This window comes from Streptomyces sp. NPDC087300 (assembly GCF_044744425.1).
Classification (GTDB): domain Bacteria; phylum Actinomycetota; class Actinomycetes; order Streptomycetales; family Streptomycetaceae; genus Streptomyces.
On record NZ_JBIUYI010000012.1, the window covers coordinates 207,471 to 224,803 of the forward strand.

Sequence of the window (17,333 nt, forward strand, 5' to 3'; positions counted from 1 at the left end):
TCCTTCACCCGCGCGGCCTACACCGCTCCTGCGCGCACAAGGGAACTAGTGCTCTCCGCCTGGCGTTGACCAGTACGGGAGGGTCCACTGAACAGTGGAAGCACCAGTCAGCAGAGGGTTCCCCCACGCACCATCAGGAGGGCGTACCGTGCACCGCCGGCACAACGGATTGAAGACCGCCGTACTCCTCGGGGGACTGTCCGCGCTCATCCTCGTCATCGGCAGTTTCTTCGGGCGTACGGGCCTGGTCGTCGCGCTCTTCGTAGCGCTCGGCACCAACGCGTACGCGTACTGGAACAGCGACAAGCTCGCCCTGCGCGCCATGCGTGCCCGCCCGGTGAGCGAGTTCGAGGCCCCTGAGCTGTACCGCATGGTCCGCGAGCTCTCCACCCAGGCCCGCCAGCCGATGCCCCGCCTGTACATCTCGCCCACCGAGGCGCCGAACGCGTTCGCCACTGGCCGCAACCCGCGCAACGCGGCCGTGTGCTGCACGGAAGGCATCCTGCGGATCCTGGACGAGCGCGAACTGCGCGGCGTCATCGGCCACGAGCTCAGCCACGTCTACAACCGCGACATCCTGATCTCGTCGGTCGCCGGAGCCCTCGCCTCCGTGATCATGTTCCTGGTCAACTTCGCCTGGCTGATCCCGATCGGCCGCTCGAACGACAACGAGGGCCCCGGCATCTTCGGCATGCTCCTGATCATGCTGCTCGGCCCGCTCGCGGCCTCCGTCATCCAGCTGGCCATCAGCCGCTCCAGGGAGTACGAGGCCGACGCGTCCGGCGCCCAGCTCACCGGAGACCCTCTGGCCCTGGCGAGTGCGTTGCGTAAACTCGATGCCGGGACAAAGCAGTTGCCGCTGCCGCCCGAGCCCCGTCTCGAGACGGCGAGTCACATGATGATCGCGAACCCTTTCCGCCCGGGGCAGGGCATGTCCAAGATGTTCTCCACGCATCCGCCGATGGCGGAGCGCATTGCCCGACTCGAGCAGATGGCAGGTCGCCACCAGTGAAGACAATCCTGAACGTCATATGGCTCGTGCTCTGCGGCTTCTGGATGTTCCTCGCGTACCTCGTCGCGGGCGCGTTGCTGTGCATCACGATCATCGGCATCCCGTTCGGCCTCGCCAGCTTCCGCATCGGCCGCTATGCCCTGTGGCCGTTCGGGTACACGACGGTCGAGCGCCGTGACGCGGGCGCGCCCTCCTGCGTCGGCAACGTGCTGTGGTTGGTCCTCGCGGGCTGGTGGCTCACCATCGGCCACATCGTCACCGGCTTCCTGCTGTGCGTCACGATCATCGGCATCCCCCTGGGCATCGCCAACTTCAAGCTGATCCCGGTCTCCCTGCTGCCGCTCGGCCGCGAGATCGTCCGTACCGACCAGCCGTTCGCCGCGCGCTACTAGAGCGGGCGCACTCCGGTGCAACTGCCGAGGTACGCACTGGCGGCGTACGACCCCGACCGGTCCCCCTACGACGACATCTGGGCGCTGTGCGCCGATGCCGAGCAGCTCTTCGCCGATCAACTGCCGGACGAGCCAGGCACTTCCGACGAGCTCGTGGAGCCGCCCATCCGGCTCATCGGCTGCTCGCCGCGCGGCGCCCTGCGGGCCGCCCTGGAGGCGGGCGGCAGCGATCTGGGGCATGGCAGGGTGCTGCGCCTCGGCAGCATGGGGCAGACCCTCCAGCACGCCGTGGAGGGCGAGGTCGTCGCCTGGATCCCGTCCGCGCGCGGACGCGGCCTCGTCGACCTGGCCGTCGACCCGTGGACCGTGCGCCCCTCACGCGCCGCCGGGGACGTCTGGGACACCTGGTGGCGCGGCCGCCCCGAAGAGCCCAACGGCTGGGCGCGGCACGGGACGGTAGGCCGGGCGCACTGGCTCGGCGTCACCCGGGTCAACGGCAGGCGACGCAGCCCGGACGCGGGTCCGGGCGTCGACTACCACCTGGACGGCTGCCACATCACCGACGAACCGGCCTTCTACTGTGCGCTCGGCGAGGCCGTGAACGGCCCGGCGGGCTACTTCGGACGCGATCCGGACAGCCTGTCCGAGTGCCTGCGCGGTGGCTTCGGGGCCCTGTCGCCCTTCACGCTCGTCTGGCACGACGCGCACGTCGCGAGGACCTGCCTGGGCGTCACACCCCGCACCGACCACCGCCCGCCGTCCTTCGAGGAACTGCTCGACTGTCTCGTACGCGGGGGCATCGAGGTCGTCCTGGCCTGAGGGCGGACGGATTGTCAGTGCCGTGGTCCAGCATGAACTCATGACCGACACCGAGCAGTTGCTGGCCCGTGTCACCGCCGAGGCGCGCGCCACCCGCCCCTGGGGCTGGGACGCCCTGCCCGCGCCCCTGGCCGCACCCGAGCTGGCCCGCGCCGAGGCCGCCCTGGGCTTCCGCCTGCCACCGCTGCTCGCCGCGCTCTACACGCGCGTGGGGGACGGCGGATTCGGCCCGGAGTACGGCCTGTTGTCCCTCCTGGAGGGCAAGTCCTCGGGAGGCGAGCCCGCCGTCGTCGAGAAGTACCTGGGCCTGCGTGCGTCGGAGCAGGGCTGGCCGGACGGCGTCCTGCCGATATCCCACTGGGGCTGCGCGATGTACGCGTGCGTGGACTGCCGCGACGACTCCGCGCAGGTCCTCCTCTTCGAGCCCAACGGCGGCGACCCCCGCCACATGTGGTTCGTCGACTCCCCGAGCCTTGCGACCTGGCTCACGGCCTGGCTCGACGGCACGGGCTGGTACGAGGAGGACAACGACGACCCGGACCTGCCCACCTGGCACGACACCCACGCACGCGTGACACCCGCCTGACGCGGGGCTGGTGCGGCGCCGCACCAGCCTCCCCGGGGGCGCGCCCCCGCCCCCTCTCCGGCGCCCCGTACTCGACACACCCGGCAGATGGCCGTCGCAGGCCATGGTCCCGGCCGCTGTGTCATGCGCCGCACCTCACGGATCACCGCAACCGAGCGGCTCCGTAGAGACGTCCTCCAGGACAACAAGGCACAAAAGCTCACCGCGCGAGAAGGGTTCGCGAGAGAGGTCAGGTCGCCCCATGGGCATCGTCAGCTGGATCGTTCTGGGACTGCTCGCGGGAGCCGCCGCCAAACTGCTGCTGCCCGGCCGCGACCCGGGCGGCTTCATCGGCACGACCGTCATCGGCATCGCGGGCGCCTTCATCGGCGGCTGGCTCTCCGCCCGCTACCTCGACCGCCCGATCGTCAACGACTTCTACGACGGGGCCACCTGGGCCGCGGCCATCGGCGGCTCGCTCGTCCTGCTGATCGCCTACCGCATCCTTTTCGGCCACTCCCGGCGCTGAGCGCCGCTTCCCCGAACTGCGGCCAGCAGCAAGGGCGGGCACCCGGTGGGGTGCCCGCCCTTCGGCGTCGTACGACCGCGGAAACTACCGGTAGTTCACGAACTGCAGCGCGAATTCGAAGTCCTGCCCCTTGAGCAGCGCCTGCACGGTCTGCAGGTCGTCCCGGCTCTTCGAGCTGACCCGCAGCTCGTCGCCCTGGACCTGCGCCTTGACGCCCTTGGGGCCCTCGTCACGAATGATCTTGGCGACCTTCTTCGCGTTCTCCTGGGAGATGCCCTCCTCGATCGAGGCGAAGATCTTGTACTCCTTGCCGGACAGCTGCGGCTCGCCCGCGTCCAGCGACTTCAGCGAGATGCCGCGCTTGACCAGCTTGGACTGGAAGACATCGAGGATCGCCTTGACCCGCTCCTCGCCGCTCGCCTCCATCAGGATCTGCTCGCCGGACCACGAGATCGAGGCACCCGTGCCCTTGAAGTCGTAACGCTGCGAGATCTCCTTGGCGGCCTGGTTGAGGGCGTTGTCGACCTCCTGCCGCTCGACCTTCGAGACGATGTCGAAACTGGAGTCGGCCATGTCCTGTGGCTCCTTGTATCGGGGTATGCGTACTCAGCGGATACACGGCCCTCTGTCGCTGGCCGCATCCGCAAAGCCTAGCCACCGCCCCCGCGCGGGGTGCCGATCAATCGGGTGGCGAAGCACCCCTGTCCATCAGGTATCGTTTACGTCGTTGCCACGGAGCGCCGCGCAAGCGGAATCAGGCAGCAAACCAGGCGGTGTGCCCGAGCGGCCAAAGGGAGCAGACTGTAAATCTGCCGGCTCAGCCTTCCCAGGTTCGAATCCTGGCGCCGCCACACGAAGGAGACCCTCTCCGATTTCGCGGAAACGCGGATCGGGGAGGGTCTTTTCGTGCGCCCACCGAGCCCCGGCAGAGCCCTGGCACGGACCCGGCACAGCCCCAGCAGGGCCCCAGTACTCCTCCGTAAGACGCCCCGCACCCGCCCATGACGCGCCTCACGCGTCTCCCATGGGCACACTGATCACATGTCATCCCGCCGCAGGAACTGCCCTGAGTGCCGCCGCGAGATCGCCGTCGTCGGTGGCCGGTTCGCCCGCCATGATCCGCCTGGGCCGCGCGCCGGTGAGGAACTCGTCTCCTGTCCGGGATCGCGCAGCCACGCCCAGCTCGGCGCCGCGCAGCCCGCCCTGGACGGCTATGTGGTTCCGGTGGTCCCTGGGCAGCTCCCGCTGTTCTGAGCGCGCGCCACCCGCGCGACACTCGCGCGCCACTCGCCGCGCTACCCGCGTGACACCCGAGAGCCGCCCGGGGCCGGGAACCCGTTCGCGGGGCCTCAGTTCCCCGCGACGGACTTGACCGCCACCGCCACCGGCACGGACCCGCTGATCAGCTCCAGCGTCAGCCCGGCCGTCGCCGACGTCTCCACGAGCTCTGCGAGCACCGCGGCCACGTCGTCGCGCGGAATCGGCCCGCGCCCGGTCGACGCCTCCAGGCGGACGAGTCCGGTGCCCGCGTCGTTCGTCAGCATTCCGGGGCGCAGGATCGTCCAGTCCAGGGCGTCACACGAACGCACGTACGCGTCGGCCTCGCCCTTGGCCCGCAGATAGGCGTCGAAGATCTCGTCGCCCTGGTGCGCCGGATCCGCGCCCATCGAGGACACGACGACATAGCGCCGCACCCCGGCCCGCTCAGCCGCCTCCGCGAACAGCACGGCGGCGCCGCGGTCCACGGTGCCCTTGCGGTCGACGCCGCTGCCGGGACCCGCGCCCGCCGCGAACACGGCGGCGTCGGCACCCCGCAGATGCCCGGCCACCTCGTCGACGGACGCCGACTCCAGGTCGCACAACAGCGGTTCGGCACCGGCCTCGCGCAGCGCGGCTTCCTGCCCGGCGTTGCGGATCAGCCCGGCGACCTCGTCACCGCGCGCGGCGAGCAGACGCTCGAGCCGCAGCGCGATCTGACCATGACCCCCAGCGATGACAATGCGCATGTTTCCGACCGTACGGCAGGGCGGGCAGGATCGCCCCACGCGGACCGGACGCCTTCGGGCGCGGCCGACGGGCCACGGGTGAAGGCGTACGGGTCCGGGATTCCGGGAGAGGCCCCAACACGCCCTGGCCCGGCCCGTGAAGGGCCCGCCGGGCCCCGAGTCGCCGACGCCCCCTCAGAAGCGCTCAGGAGGCCGTCTCGTCGCCCTTGGGCCGCCCCGGCTCGTTCCCCTTGGCGCGCCCCTGCCGGGGCAGATCGAGGGCCACCGCGGCGGCCGAGTCGCAGTACTCGCGCACCGCGCTGGTGCGTGCCACCACGCGCCCCCGGTGCACCACGATCCGGCTGTACGCGAGCGACAGCGCCCCCGCGAGCCGGTCGCCCCGCACGGCGAGCAGCTCGGCGGGGAAGCCCGCCTCCACGCGCACCTCGGGAAGCCCCATGGCCGCCCGCGCGGACCCGCTGACCGCCCCGTAGGCGTCCTCGGGCCGCAGCCCGCAGCGGGAGGCCAGCAGGTACGCGGCCTCCAGGGGGTCGCCGCGCCCCACCGGGTTCGACACGTCCCGCATCGCGCCGCTGCCCGCGGCGACCCGCACCCCGGCCGCCCGCAGCAGCCGCACGGGAGCGGAACCGCGCCGCTCGGCGCTGCCGCAGCCGCCCTGCGGCAGACAGACGACCGTGACGCCCGCCGCCGCGAGCTGCTCCGCAGTGCGCGAAATCACATCCAGGGGCAGCCGGCCGAGGCCGCCGCACGGACCGATCGTCACCCCGGGGCGCAGCCCGCCCGCCATCGCCGCGAGCCGCCCGAGCCTGGCCGGATCGGACCCGTCCGTGTGCAGGTCGACGGGGCAGCCGTGCTCGGCGGCGAGTTCGAGGGCGGCCTCCGCGTACCCCGTCGGATCGGGGTCGAGATCCGGACAACCGCCCACTACGGAGGCGCCCATCTTCACCGCGTCCCGCAGCATCGCGAGCCCGTCGGCCCCGGCCACACCGGTCAGCAGCCGCGGCACGGCGACCGCCGTCAGATCGACGAGCCCGCGCAGCGAACGCCGCGCCTGGAGCACCGCCTCCAGCGGGCCCAGCCCCTGGACGTCGCCGATCCGGACGTGGGACCGCACCGCGGTGGCGCCGTGCCCGAGCTGCAACAGCGCCGACTCCGTGGCCCTGCGCTGCACATCGGGGATGTCGTACGAGACGGGCCCGTCGGTCTCGGCCGACAGCGCCGTGTCACCGTGCGTGTGCGGCTCGGCGGCGGCCGGGAGCAGCAGGAAGCCGCCGAGGTCCACGCGCGAGGCGTGGGCGGTCAGGCTGCCGGCCGTGCCGACCGCCTCGATGCGCCCGCCCCCGAGCCGGACGTCCACGGTCCTGCCGTCGGTGAGCCGCGCCCCGCTGAGCAGCAGGGCACCGGACTCGGCAGCGGGGTCGGGGCCTGAGGAGCCGGAGGAGTGGGGCTGCTGCGGCTGGCTGTCGGGCATCGCGCTCCTGGGGTTCGGGGGCGGCTGCAGTCGGTCGGGGCGTCAAGATCACGCAGCGTGAGTCGAGCCTAGGGCGGCGAAAGGCCCGCTTCGAGGAGGAGCGCAATAGTCGTACCGGTGTGGTGCGACGGCACTGATGAGGTGCTCAGAGACGGTTGAGGCGGCCTTCTCGATGCCCCCGGAGACCCCTGGCGAAACGGATTTGGGCGATCGGCGACCAACCGTGTAATGTCTTCATCGCTCGCCCCAATAGCTCAGTCGGTAGAGCGTCTCCATGGTAAGGAGAAGGTCTGCGGTTCGATTCCGCATTGGGGCTCTGATGTCGAGTGATCCTCGCCTTCGGGCGAGGAGATCCGGCATCTACAGCGGTGTAGCTCAGTCGGTAGAGCAAGCGGCTCATAATCGCTGTGTCACCGGTTCAAGTCCGGTCACCGCTACACAAAGTAGCCGATTGTGGGGTCGGTCCTTCGATCGGCTACTCTTTTTGCGTTCATCCGTCCATCCGTCCGTCAAGGAGCACTCACGTGGCTGCCACCGACGTCCGCCCGAAGATCACGCTGGCCTGCGTGGAGTGCAAGGAGCGGAACTACATCACCAAGAAGAACCGGCGTAACGACCCGGACCGACTGGAGATGAAGAAGCACTGCCCGCGCTGCAACGCGCACACTGCGCACCGCGAAACGCGCTAAACACAGGCTCGTACACGAGGCCGTCCCCAGAACGTTGGGGGCGGCCTCGCGTCGTTGATGAAACCAACCGCAGGAGGTGCCGAGTCCATGGCGCTCGACCAGTCCTTCGTGGGGCGGTCCTATCCGCCCACCGATCCCTATGAGGTCGGCCGGGAGAAGATCCGGGAGTTCGCCGAGGCCGTGGGCGACGCCAATCCCGTGTACACCGACACGGAGGCCGCCAAGGCGCTCGGTCATTCCGACGTGATCGCCCCGCCGACTTTTGTGTTCGCGATCACATTCAAGGCGTCGGATCAGGTCATCGAGGACCCGCAACTCGGGCTCGACTACAGCCGGGTCGTCCACGGCGACCAGCGGTTCGTCTACACCCGCCCGGTGCGCGCGGGGGACCGGCTCACGGTCACCTCGTCCATCGAAACCATCAAGTCGCTCGCGGGCAACGACATCCTGGACATCCGCGGAGAGGTCCACGACGAGGCCGGCGAGCACGTCGTGACCGTCTGGACCAAGCTCGTCGCGCGTGCGGCCGAGCCCGCGGCAGAAGGGGCCTGAGGCGATGACGGCGAAGATTTCCTACGGTGACGTCGAGGTCGGCACCGAGCTGCCGCCCCAGACCTTTCCCGTGACGCGCGCCACACTCGTGCGGTACGCGGGCGCGTCCGGTGACTTCAACCCGATCCACTGGAACGAGAAGTTCGCGGTCGAGGTCGGCCTCCCCGACGTCATCGCGCACGGCATGTTCACCATGGCCGAGGCGATCCGCGTGGTGACCGACTGGGCGGGCGACCCGGGAGCGGTCGTCGAGTACGGCGTGCGCTTCACCCGGCCCGTCGTCGTCCCGAACGACGACAAGGGCGCGGTCATCGAGGTCGCGGCCAAGGTCGGGGCCAAGCTCGACGACGGCCGTGTCCGCGTGGACCTCGTCGCGACGAGCCAGGGGCAGAAGGTCCTGGGCATGTCCCGGGCCGTCGTCCAGCTCGCCTGACCGAGGCAGTACGTAGCGGTTCACAGCAGTAAGGAGCGCCCGCAATTGCGGGCGCTCCTTACTGGTTGACGTAGGTAGTGATTGGCCACTAACTTAGCCGCATGGTCAGGATGAGCGCAGAAGAGCGGCGCGAGAGCGTCATCCGCGCGGCGGTGAGCGAGTTCGCCCGGGGTGGGTACTACGGCACCTCCACCGAGGCGATCGCCAAGCGCGTGGGTGTCTCGCAGCCGTATCTCTTCCGGCTCTTCCCCGGCAAGAAGGCGATGTTCCTCGCGGCGTCCGCCCGGTGCATGGAGGACATCCGCAAGGTCTTCGAAGCCGCGTCCGAAGGGCTGCACGGCGAAGAGGCGCTGCGCGCCATGGCGTGCGCCTACACCGATGTGATCGCGGAGGATCCGGACAAGCTGCAGATGCAGTTGCAGACGTACGTGGCCGTGGCCGCGGCGGAGGCCTCCGGAGACCACGAGTTCGGCGAGATGGTCCGCGCGGCCTGGATGGACCTGTGGCACACGGTGCACGGGCCGCTGGGCGCGGACGTGAACGAGACCACGAGATTCCTCGCCTACGGGATGCTCATCAACAGCCTTTCGGCGATGGGCTTCACGGACAAGGACCCCGTCTGGGAGGGGCTGCAGATCTCGGCCCAGGTCGAGGGCAGGTCTGCTGACGGCGACTCCGGGGGTCCTGAGGGCCACTCTTCGGAGAGTGTGAAGAGTTAGTTCCGCACCACCGTTCCAACGGGGTGGGCCTCCTGCCGGTCGGCGGCATGGGTTCTGCCTGTCCTGCAAAGTTAGTCATCAATTACTAACTAGACATCAAGTACCAGCATCAAACAGCTGGACCTCCAGGGGGAGAGTCATGGAACAGCCCGTACCGAGCCGGCGCAGCACCGCCTGGGCGCTCGTCGTCACCAGCGTCGCCGGGTTCATGGCGGCGCTCGACAACCTCGTCGTCACCACCGCCCTGCCGTCCATCCGCGAGGACCTCGGGGGTGCGCTGCACGATCTCGAATGGACCGTGAGCGCCTACACCCTCACCTTCGCCGTGCTGCTGATGTTCGGCGCGGCGCTGGGAGACCGCTTCGGGCGGCGCAGGCTCTTCCTCGTGGGGCTCACGGTCTTCACGGGCGCCTCGGCCGCCGCTGCCCTCGCGCCCGGCCTGTCGGCCCTGATCGCCGCCCGTGCCGTGCAGGGCGTCGGCGCCGCGATCATGATGCCGCTGACGCTGACCCTGCTGACGGCGGCCGTTCCCGTGGCCAAGCGCGGCATGGCGTACGGGATCTGGGGCGCCGTCAACGGGCTCGCGGTCGCCAGTGGGCCGCTCATCGGCGGCAGCCTCACCGAACACGTGTCCTGGCAGTGGATCTTCTGGCTGAACGTGCCGCTCGGTGTCGCCCTGCTGCCGCTCGCCCGCCTCCGCCTCGCCGAGTCGTACGGCACCGGTGCGCGCCTCGACATCACGGGCACCCTGCTGGCCAGCGGCGGCCTCTTCGGAGTCGTGTACGCCCTGGTGCGCGGGCCGCTCGACGGCTGGTCCAGCGCCACCGTCCTGATCAGCATGAGCATCGGCGTAGTGCTCCTCGGCGGCTTCGTCGTGCACGGCATCCGCCACGAGGCGCCGATGCTGCCGATGCGCCTCTTCCGTAGTCGTGCGTTTTCCGGCATCAACGCGGCGAGCCTGCTGATGTTCCTCGGGATGTTCGGTTCGATCTTCCTGCTCAGCCAGTACATGCAGACCGTCCTCGGCTACTCGCCCACCGAGGCGGGGCTGCGGATGCTGCCCTGGACCGGCATGCCCATGCTCGTCTCGCCGCTCGCCGGGTACCTCTCCGACCGGATCGGCGGCCGTCCGGTCGTCGCCGCGGGACTGTTCTTCCAGGCCGTGGGCCTTGCCTGGTACGCCGTGGTGGTGGCCCCCGACGCGTCGTACGGTGTGCAGCTCCCGGCCCTGATCCTCAGCGGCATCGGGATGTCCCTCTACTTCGCCCCGGCCTCCAACCTGGTCATGTCCAGCGTCAAGGCGCACGAACAGGGCATCGCCTCTGGGGCCAACAACGCGCTGCGCGAGGTCGGCGGCGCGCTCGGCATCGCCGTCATGTCCTCGATCTTCTCCGCGCAGGGCGGCTACGGTCCCGCGCAGACCTTCGTGGACGGCCTGGTGCCCGCGCTGTGGGTGGGCGCCGCGGTGGTGGCCCTCGCGGCGGTGGCGGCGCTGTGCATCCCCTCGCGCGGTCGGGCGACGCCCGAGGGGAGCGCTCCGGAGCCGGCGCCGCAGGGCGAGCTGACCTCCGTCTGAGAGGCGACGGGCACCGACGGGAACGGCCCCGCCCTGACCGGTGGGGCCGTTCTCGTACTCTTGAGCACGTGCAGGAACTCCACGATGCCCCGCTCGCCCCGCTGACCACCTTCCGCCTCGGGGGTCCCGCGACCCGTCTGATCACCGCGGCGACCGACGCCGAGGTGGTCGCCGCCGTCCGCGAGGCCGATGACTCCGGAACCCCACTGCTGCTCATCGGCGGTGGATCGAACCTGGTCATCGGCGACAAGGGCTTCGACGGCACCGCCCTGCGCATCGCCACGCAGGGCTTCGCGCTCGACGGCACCCGCCTCGAACTCGCCGCCGGTGAGGTCTGGACCGACGCGGTCGCCCGCACCGTCGAGGCCGGTCTCGCGGGCATCGAGTGCCTCGCCGGAATTCCCGGCTCCGCGGGCGCGACGCCGATCCAGAACGTGGGGGCGTACGGCCAGGAGGTCTCCTCGACGATCACCGAAGTGATCGCGTACGACCGGAAGACCCGCGAGACGGTCACGATTCCGAACGCCGAGTGCGACTTCTCGTACCGGCACAGTCGCTTCAAGGCCGATCCTGATCGCTTCGTGGTCCTGCGCGTGCGCTTCGAGCTGGAGGACGCCCAGGGGATGAGCGCCCCCCTCAAGTACCCCGAGACGGCGCGCGCGCTCGGCGTCGAGGCGGGGGAGAGGGTCCCGGCGGCGATCGCCAGGGAGACCGTCCTGAAGCTGCGCGCGGGCAAGGGCATGGTGCTCGACCCCGAGGACCACGACAGCTGGTCGGCAGGGTCTTTCTTCACCAACCCGATCCTCACGGACGAGGAGTTCGCGGTCTTCCACGCGCGCGTGGCGGACCGGCTCGGGCCCGATGTCACCCCGCCCGGCTTCCCCGCCGGCGACGGCCGGGTGAAGACCTCCGCGGCCTGGCTCATCGACAAGGCGGGCTTCACCAAGGGCTACGGAGAGGGCCGGGCCCGCATCTCCACCAAGCACACCCTCGCGCTCACCAACCGCGGCGGCGCGACCACCGAGGACCTCCTGGACCTCGCCCGCGAGGTCGTCGTGGGCGTGCGCGAGGCCTTCGGGATCACGCTCGTCAACGAGCCGGTGACGGTGGGCGTCAGCCTGTAGGGGCCGGTCAGTAGGCCACGCCCACGCCCTGCTTCACCGTGGAGCGGTCGTCGACCATGGCCAGCATCGCGTGCGCCACGTCGGCGCGCGCGATCGTGCGCCCCGAGCGCGGAGAGCCGCCCACCACCGTGCGGTAGGAGCCCGTGAGCGGCTTGTCCACGAGCTTCGGGGGCCGGACGGAGGTCCAGTCCGTGGCGCTGGCGGCCAGCTCGGCCTCCATGGCGGTCAGATCCACGTAGACGTCCTTGAGGACCCGGCCGATCACGGCCAGCACGATCCGGTCCAGGAGCGGGTTGTCCGCGGGCTCGGGGCCCACCGGAGCCGCGCTCACCACCAGCAGGCGCCGCACCCCCTCCGCGTCCATCGCGCGCAGCACCGAGCGCGTCAGCTCCGTCGCGATGCCCGCGTCGGCGCGCTTGCGGGCGCCGAGCCCGGAGAGGACCGCGTCCCGCCCCGCGACCGCGGGCCGCAGCGCCTCCGGGTCGCGCACGTCGGCCCGGAAGACCTCCAGGCGCTCGCCGGTCACCTCCAGGCGCGCGGGGTCGCGTACGACGGCCGTCACCTCGTGTCCCGCCGTCAGCGCCTGCCGGACGAGCTCCTTGCCGATACCGCCGGTCGCACCGAACACCGTGAGCTTCATCGTGCACCCTCCCATGGTGGGTAAGTATTCACTCACCCCTAGAGTGGGTATTCACTCACCCACTCGTCAAGCCTGGTTGGACGACACATGCAGCAGAAGCCCACCCGGGCCCGCATCCTCGACGCGGCCCACGAACTCATGCTCACCCTCGGCCTCACCCGCGCCACCACCAAGGAGATCGCCAAGACGGCGGGCTGCTCCGAAGCGGCGCTCTACAAGCACTTCGAGAGCAAGGAGGAGCTGTTCGTGACCGTCCTCCAGGAGCGGCTGCCACGGCTGAACCCGCGGCTGCGCCAGCTCATCGACGAGCCGGGGGAGCGTTCCGTGGAGGAGAACCTCACCGAGATCGCCCGCCTGGCGACCCACTTCTACGCGGAGAGCTTCCCGATCGGCGCCTCCTTGTACGCGGAGACCAAGCTCAAGCGCCGGCACGAGGACTCCATGCGGGCACTGGGCACCGGCCCCCACCTGCCCATCGAGGCCCTGGACGCCTATCTGCGGACCGAGCGCGACGCGGGCCGCATCGACTCCGACGCCGACACCTTCGCGGCCGCCTCGCTGCTCATGGGTGCCTGCGCGCAGCGTGCCTTCGCCTACGACGCCACGGTCAGCGCGCAGCCCCCGCAGCCCGTCGACGAGTTCGCCGCGGCCCTGGCCCGCACCCTCCTGAAGGGCATCAGCTGACCAGCCACTGGTCCACGCCGGCCAGCAGCTTGTCCCGTACGTCGACGGGGGCGGCCGAGCCGCGCACCGACTGCCGCGCCAGCTCGGCCAGTTCGGCATCGGTGAAACCGTGGTGCACGCGCGCGATGTCGTACTGCGCGGCCAGGCGCGAGCCGAAGAGCAGCGGGTCGTCGGCGCCCAGCGCCATCGGCACCCCGGCGTCGAAGAGCGTGCGCAGCGGCACGTCCTCCGGCTTCTCGTAGACGCCCAGGGCGACGTTGGACGCCGGGCACACCTCGCACGTGACGCCGCGGTCCGCGAGCCGCTTCAGGAGGCGCGGGTCCTCGGCCGCCCTGACGCCGTGCCCGATGCGCGCCGCGTCCAGGTCGTCCAGGCAGTCCCGCACCGAGGCGGGCCCGGTCAGCTCGCCGCCGTGCGGCGCCGCGAGCAGCCCGCCCTCACGCGCGATCGCGAAGGCCCGGTCGAAGTCCCGCGCCATGCCGCGCCGTTCGTCGTTGGAGAGCCCGAAGCCGACGATGCCCCGGTCCGCGTACCGCACCGCGAGCCGGGCCAGGGTCCTGGCGTCCAGCGGGTGCTTCATGCGGTTCGCCGCGACGAGCACGCGCATCCCGAGGCCGGTCTCCCGCGAGGCGCTCTCGACGGCGTCCAGGATGACTTCCAGGGCCGGGATGAGCCCGCCCAGACGCGGCGCGTACGACGTCGGGTCGACCTGGATCTCCAGCCACCCCGAACCGTCCCGCAGATCCTCCTCGGCGGCCTCGCGCACCAGCCGCTGGATGTCCTCGGGCTCGCGCAGACACGAGCGTGCCGCGTCGTAGAGGCGCTGGAAGCGGAACCAGCCGCGCTCGTCGGTCGCGCGCAGCTTCGGTGGTGCGGCGCCGGTCAGCGCCTCGGGGAGGCGCACCCCGTACTTGTCGGCGAGATCGAGCAGGGTGGCGGGCCGCATCGATCCGGTGAAGTGCAGGTGCAGATGGGCCTTCGGCAGCTCTCTTACGTCTCGTACGTGCTCCATTCGAGGATCTTGCCGTACGCACCTGGCGTCCCGGTAGCGGCTTTCCCCCTTCGTGGCCTCCCCCGAACGAAGAAACGGGCCGCCCTCCCGAAGGGGAGGACGGCCCGCACGCACGCGTGGAGTGCTGTTTCCGTGCCCCGGACGTCAGTCGCGGGCCTCGGCGAGCAGCTTCTGCATCCGCGAGATGCCCTCGACGAGATCCTCGTCACCGAGCGCGTAGGACAGGCGCAGGTAGCCGGCCGTCCCGAAGGCCTCGCCGGGCACCACCGCGACCTCGGCCTCCTCCAGGATCAGCGCGGCGAGCTCGACGCTGTTCTGCGGGCGCTTGCCACGGATCTCCTTGCCGATGAGGGCCTTCACGGAGGGGTACACGTAGAAGGCGCCCTCGGGCTCGGGGCAGAGCACGCCGTCGATCTCGTTGAGCATCCGCACGATGGTCTTGCGGCGCCGGTCGAAGGCCTCGCGCATCTTCGCGACGGCGACCAGGTCACCGGAGACGGCCGCGAGCGCGGCGGCCTGCGCGACGTTGGAGACGTTGGACGTGGCGTGCGACTGGAGGTTCGTCGCCGCCTTCACGACGTCCTTCGGGCCGACGATCCAGCCGACCCGCCAGCCGGTCATCGCGTACGTCTTGGCGACGCCGTTGACCACGATGCACTTGTCGCGCAGCTCGGGAAGGATCGCGGGGAGCGAGGTGAACTTCGCGTCTCCGTAGACGAGGTGCTCGTAGATCTCGTCCGTCAGGACCCACAGGCCGTGCTCCAGGGCCCAGCGGCCGATGGCCTCCGCGTCGGCCTCGCTGTAGACGGCGCCCGTGGGGTTGGACGGGGAGACGAAGAGCACGACCTTCGTACGCTCCGTGCGCGCGGCCTCAAGCTGCTCGACGGAGACGCGGTAGCCGGTGGTCTCGTCGGCGACGACCTCGACGGGCACGCCGCCGGCCAGGCGGATCGACTCCGGGTACGTCGTCCAGTACGGAGCGGGGACGATGACCTCGTCACCCGGGTCGAGGATCGCGGCGAACGCCTCGTAGATGGCCTGCTTGCCGCCGTTGGTCACCAGGACCTGCGAGGCGTCGACCTCGTAGCCCGAGTCGCGCAGCGTCTTCGCGGCGATCGCGGCCTTGAGCTCGGGGAGCCCGCCGGCCGGCGTGTAGCGGTGGAACTTCGGGTTCTTGCAGGCCTCGACGGCCGCTTCGACGATGTAATCCGGGGTCGGGAAGTCGGGCTCACCCGCGCCGAACCCGATCACCGGACGCCCGGCGGCCTTGAGTGCCTTGGCCTTGGCGTCGACGGCGAGGGTCGCGGACTCGGAGATCGCACCGATGCGGGCGGACACCCGGCGCTCGGTCGGAGAAGTTGCAGCGCTCATAACCCCATCGTTCCAGACCCGAAACGCCCCGGGCACACGGGTTTCCAAGAGCATCGGATCTGAAGCTGTTCGACGGAGGGCCGCGGAGCACGTACACTCACTGCTCGTTGGCCCTCACAGGCCGCACCCTCTCAACGCACTCGGTGCGCATGGGCGGATGCGGTAGGTTGGGGAAAACAAAGGGTCGTAGCTCAATTGGTAGAGCACTGGTCTCCAAAACCAGCGGTTGGGGGTTCAAGTCCCTCCGGCCCTGCTACACACTCCTTCGCCAGGATGTGTGCGCATGTACGTACTGCATTGCACCGCCGTGCGGCTCATACCGGGCGCGGCACGGCCACGACCCGGAATCAGGTGAGGACGAGTGACGGACGCCGTGGGCTCCATCGACATGCCTGATGCCCAGGACGAGGCGCCGGAGTCGAAGAAGAAGGCCCGCAAGGGCGGCAAGCGCGGCAAGAAGGGCCCCTTCGGCCGTCTCGCGCTCTTCTACCGCCAGATCATCGCGGAACTCCGTAAGGTTGTCTGGCCGACTCGCAGTCAGCTGACGACCTACACCACAGTGGTGATCGTCTTCGTCGTCATCATGATCGGTCTTGTTACCGTGATTGACTATGGCTTCAGCCACGCTGTCAAGTACATCTTCGGCTGAGCCGAGAGCGAAGGGCGCCGTTCCCGGCGCCCATTTCGCGCGTTCCACCCCTCTGTATCCAGGAAGAAGCAGCCACCGTGTCTGACCCGAACCTGAACGACGCCGTTGAGCCTCGCGTGGACAACGCGGAGTCCGTGGAGGACCAGCTCGACATCGTCGAGGCGGCGGACGCCGAGGCGCCGGATCAGGCCGAGGCCGCCGACGCTGCCGCGGGCGAGGCCGCCGAAGAGGCTGCCATGCACCTGGAGGGCGACGCCGAGGCTGTCGCCGAGTCCGAAGAGGACGAGATCGCCGCCGCCGAGGTCGCCGACGAGGAGTCCGTCGAGGACGCCGCGGAGGAGCCCGTCGAGGAGGCCGAGCCGGTCGACCCGATCGTCGCCCTGCGCGAAGAGCTCCGCACCCTCCCGGGCGAGTGGTACGTCATCCACACGTACGCGGGTTACGAGAACCGCGTGAAGACCAACCTCGAGCAGCGCGCCGTCTCGCTCAACGTCGAGGACTTCATCTTCCAGGCCGAGGTGCCGCAGGAAGAGGTCGCCCAGATCAAGAACGGCGAGCGCAAGACGATCCGTCAGAACAAGCTCCCCGGCTACGTGCTGGTGCGCATGGACCTGACGAACGAGTCCTGGGGCGTCGTCCGCAACACCCCCGGTGTCACCGGCTTCGTGGGCAACGCCTACGACCCGTACCCGCTGACCCTGGACGAGATCGTCAAGATGCTCGCCCCCGAGGCCGAGGAGAAGGCCGCCCGCGAGGCCGCCGAGGCCGAGGGCAAGCCCGCTCCGCAGCGCAAGGTCGAGGTCCAGGTCCTGGACTTCGAGGTCGGCGACTCGGTCACCGTCACCGACGGCCCGTTCGCGACGCTGCAGGCGACGATCAACGAGATCAACGCCGACTCGAAGAAGGTCAAGGGCCTCGTCGAGATCTTCGGCCGCGAGACCCCGGTCGAGCTCAGCTTCGACCAGATCCAGAAGAACTAGCTTCTGCTGGAACACACGCCTCCGACCAGGTCAGACAGGCTGCCAAAGCCGGTCTGACCTGCTCGGTTTTTAGCTGCGCGACTATACCCGTTATCGTTGTGCGGTATGCC

General features: G+C 70.1%; 21 protein-coding genes and 4 tRNA genes. 19 read left to right on the top strand and 6 right to left on the bottom strand.

The window, feature by feature from the left end; genetic code table 11:
- The first annotated feature begins 148 nt into the window (after positions 1 to 148).
- From htpX to ACIO9J_RS38255, 5 genes are all read left to right on the top strand, one after another.
- The gene (gene htpX / locus ACIO9J_RS38235) at positions 149 to 1,012 is read left to right on the top strand and encodes a zinc metalloprotease HtpX (protein WP_402009678.1); all 864 of its coding nucleotides are present in this window, start codon (positions 149 to 151) and stop codon (positions 1,010 to 1,012) included.
- On the top strand, positions 1,009 to 1,404 hold the full coding sequence (locus tag ACIO9J_RS38240) for a YccF domain-containing protein (RefSeq protein WP_098244216.1): 396 nt from the start codon (positions 1,009 to 1,011) through the stop codon (positions 1,402 to 1,404). Before htpX ends, ACIO9J_RS38240 begins: the two co-directional genes overlap by 4 nt.
- A 15-nt stretch (positions 1,405 to 1,419) precedes the next feature.
- Positions 1,420 to 2,223 (top strand): barstar family protein, encoded by an 804-nt coding sequence (locus tag ACIO9J_RS38245; protein WP_402009679.1) that lies wholly within the window; start codon positions 1,420 to 1,422, stop codon positions 2,221 to 2,223.
- Positions 2,224 to 2,263: 40 nt separating this feature from the next.
- Positions 2,264 to 2,809 (top strand): SMI1/KNR4 family protein, encoded by a 546-nt coding sequence (locus ACIO9J_RS38250; protein WP_402009680.1) that lies wholly within the window; start codon positions 2,264 to 2,266, stop codon positions 2,807 to 2,809.
- A gap of 241 nt (positions 2,810 to 3,050) precedes the next feature.
- Entirely contained in the window at positions 3,051 to 3,317 is a 267-nt protein-coding gene (locus ACIO9J_RS38255) for a GlsB/YeaQ/YmgE family stress response membrane protein (RefSeq protein ID WP_402009682.1), read from the top strand.
- Between the two features lie 84 nt (positions 3,318 to 3,401).
- Here the strand turns inward: ACIO9J_RS38255 and ACIO9J_RS38260 are convergent, their stop codons facing one another.
- On the bottom strand, positions 3,402 to 3,890 hold the full coding sequence (locus ACIO9J_RS38260; RefSeq protein WP_402009683.1) for a YajQ family cyclic di-GMP-binding protein: 489 nt from the start codon (positions 3,888 to 3,890) through the stop codon (positions 3,402 to 3,404).
- Between the two features lie 196 nt (positions 3,891 to 4,086).
- Between ACIO9J_RS38260 and ACIO9J_RS38265 the strand changes: the two genes are divergently transcribed.
- Positions 4,087 to 4,168: transfer RNA gene (locus ACIO9J_RS38265), tRNA-Tyr, on the top strand.
- Between the two features lie 190 nt (positions 4,169 to 4,358).
- Positions 4,359 to 4,571, top strand: coding sequence for a hypothetical protein (locus tag ACIO9J_RS38270; RefSeq protein ID WP_402009685.1), 213 nt, complete (start codon positions 4,359 to 4,361; stop codon positions 4,569 to 4,571).
- A 95-nt stretch (positions 4,572 to 4,666) separates the two neighbouring features.
- On the opposite strand, the gene ACIO9J_RS38275 is transcribed toward ACIO9J_RS38270, so the two are convergent.
- Positions 4,667 to 5,323 (bottom strand): SDR family oxidoreductase, encoded by a 657-nt coding sequence (locus ACIO9J_RS38275; protein ID WP_402009686.1) that lies wholly within the window; start codon positions 5,321 to 5,323, stop codon positions 4,667 to 4,669.
- Between the two features lie 184 nt (positions 5,324 to 5,507).
- Positions 5,508 to 6,794, bottom strand: coding sequence for an amidohydrolase family protein (locus tag ACIO9J_RS38280; protein ID WP_402009688.1), 1,287 nt, complete (start codon positions 6,792 to 6,794; stop codon positions 5,508 to 5,510).
- A gap of 243 nt (positions 6,795 to 7,037) precedes the next feature.
- Here ACIO9J_RS38280 and ACIO9J_RS38285 point away from each other — a divergent pair.
- From ACIO9J_RS38285 to ACIO9J_RS38320, 8 genes are all read left to right on the top strand, one after another.
- Positions 7,038 to 7,110 (top strand) — tRNA-Thr (locus ACIO9J_RS38285).
- A gap of 48 nt (positions 7,111 to 7,158) precedes the next feature.
- Positions 7,159 to 7,231 (top strand) — tRNA-Met (locus ACIO9J_RS38290).
- 87 nt (positions 7,232 to 7,318) lie between these two features.
- On the top strand, positions 7,319 to 7,483 hold the full coding sequence (rpmG, locus tag ACIO9J_RS38295) for a 50S ribosomal protein L33 (RefSeq protein WP_004571794.1): 165 nt from the start codon (positions 7,319 to 7,321) through the stop codon (positions 7,481 to 7,483).
- Positions 7,484 to 7,570: 87 nt separating this feature from the next.
- Positions 7,571 to 8,035 carry a MaoC family dehydratase N-terminal domain-containing protein gene (locus tag ACIO9J_RS38300; protein WP_402009690.1) on the top strand — a complete coding sequence of 155 codons (465 nt, stop codon included), beginning with the start codon at positions 7,571 to 7,573 and terminating at the stop codon, positions 8,033 to 8,035.
- A gap of 4 nt (positions 8,036 to 8,039) precedes the next feature.
- Positions 8,040 to 8,468 (top strand): MaoC family dehydratase, encoded by a 429-nt coding sequence (locus ACIO9J_RS38305; RefSeq protein ID WP_402009691.1) that lies wholly within the window; start codon positions 8,040 to 8,042, stop codon positions 8,466 to 8,468.
- Between the two features lie 101 nt (positions 8,469 to 8,569).
- Positions 8,570 to 9,187 (top strand): TetR/AcrR family transcriptional regulator, encoded by a 618-nt coding sequence (locus ACIO9J_RS38310; RefSeq protein WP_402009693.1) that lies wholly within the window; start codon positions 8,570 to 8,572, stop codon positions 9,185 to 9,187.
- Between the two features lie 139 nt (positions 9,188 to 9,326).
- Complete coding sequence (locus ACIO9J_RS38315; RefSeq protein WP_402009695.1) at positions 9,327 to 10,763, top strand: DHA2 family efflux MFS transporter permease subunit; 1,437 nt, start codon at positions 9,327 to 9,329, stop codon at positions 10,761 to 10,763.
- The gene (locus tag ACIO9J_RS38320) at positions 10,760 to 11,887 is read left to right on the top strand and encodes a UDP-N-acetylmuramate dehydrogenase (protein ID WP_402009779.1); all 1,128 of its coding nucleotides are present in this window, start codon (positions 10,760 to 10,762) and stop codon (positions 11,885 to 11,887) included. The genes ACIO9J_RS38315 and ACIO9J_RS38320 overlap by 4 nt, the downstream gene beginning before the upstream one ends.
- 7 nt (positions 11,888 to 11,894) lie before the next feature.
- Here the strand turns inward: ACIO9J_RS38320 and ACIO9J_RS38325 are convergent, their stop codons facing one another.
- Positions 11,895 to 12,527: an NAD(P)-dependent oxidoreductase gene (locus ACIO9J_RS38325; RefSeq protein WP_402009697.1), complete on the bottom strand. Its 633-nt coding sequence runs from the start codon at positions 12,525 to 12,527 to the stop codon at positions 11,895 to 11,897.
- Positions 12,528 to 12,614: 87 nt separating this feature from the next.
- Here ACIO9J_RS38325 and ACIO9J_RS38330 point away from each other — a divergent pair, with 87 nt between their 5' ends.
- Entirely contained in the window at positions 12,615 to 13,211 is a 597-nt protein-coding gene (locus ACIO9J_RS38330) for a TetR/AcrR family transcriptional regulator (protein ID WP_402009698.1), read from the top strand.
- Here ACIO9J_RS38330 and ACIO9J_RS38335 read toward each other — a convergent pair.
- Both ACIO9J_RS38335 and ACIO9J_RS38340 read right to left on the bottom strand, forming a co-directional pair.
- Positions 13,204 to 14,223: an adenosine deaminase gene (locus ACIO9J_RS38335; protein ID WP_402009699.1), complete on the bottom strand. Its 1,020-nt coding sequence runs from the start codon at positions 14,221 to 14,223 to the stop codon at positions 13,204 to 13,206. The two genes, ACIO9J_RS38330 and ACIO9J_RS38335, sit on opposite strands and share 8 nt — an antisense overlap.
- Positions 14,224 to 14,367: 144 nt before the next feature.
- Positions 14,368 to 15,594, bottom strand: coding sequence for a pyridoxal phosphate-dependent aminotransferase (locus ACIO9J_RS38340; RefSeq protein WP_402009700.1), 1,227 nt, complete (start codon positions 15,592 to 15,594; stop codon positions 14,368 to 14,370).
- A gap of 180 nt (positions 15,595 to 15,774) precedes the next feature.
- Here ACIO9J_RS38340 and ACIO9J_RS38345 point away from each other — a divergent pair.
- The 3 genes from ACIO9J_RS38345 to nusG all read left to right on the top strand — a co-directional run bounded on the left by ACIO9J_RS38345 (position 15,775) and on the right by nusG (position 17,223).
- A tRNA-Trp gene (locus ACIO9J_RS38345) sits at positions 15,775 to 15,847 on the top strand.
- Between the two features lie 108 nt (positions 15,848 to 15,955).
- Entirely contained in the window at positions 15,956 to 16,243 is a 288-nt protein-coding gene (gene secE, locus ACIO9J_RS38350) for a preprotein translocase subunit SecE (RefSeq protein ID WP_223776208.1), read from the top strand.
- 77 nt (positions 16,244 to 16,320) lie between these two features.
- The gene (nusG, locus tag ACIO9J_RS38355) at positions 16,321 to 17,223 is read left to right on the top strand and encodes a transcription termination/antitermination protein NusG (RefSeq protein WP_402009701.1); all 903 of its coding nucleotides are present in this window, start codon (positions 16,321 to 16,323) and stop codon (positions 17,221 to 17,223) included.
- Positions 17,224 to 17,333 lie beyond the last annotated feature (110 nt).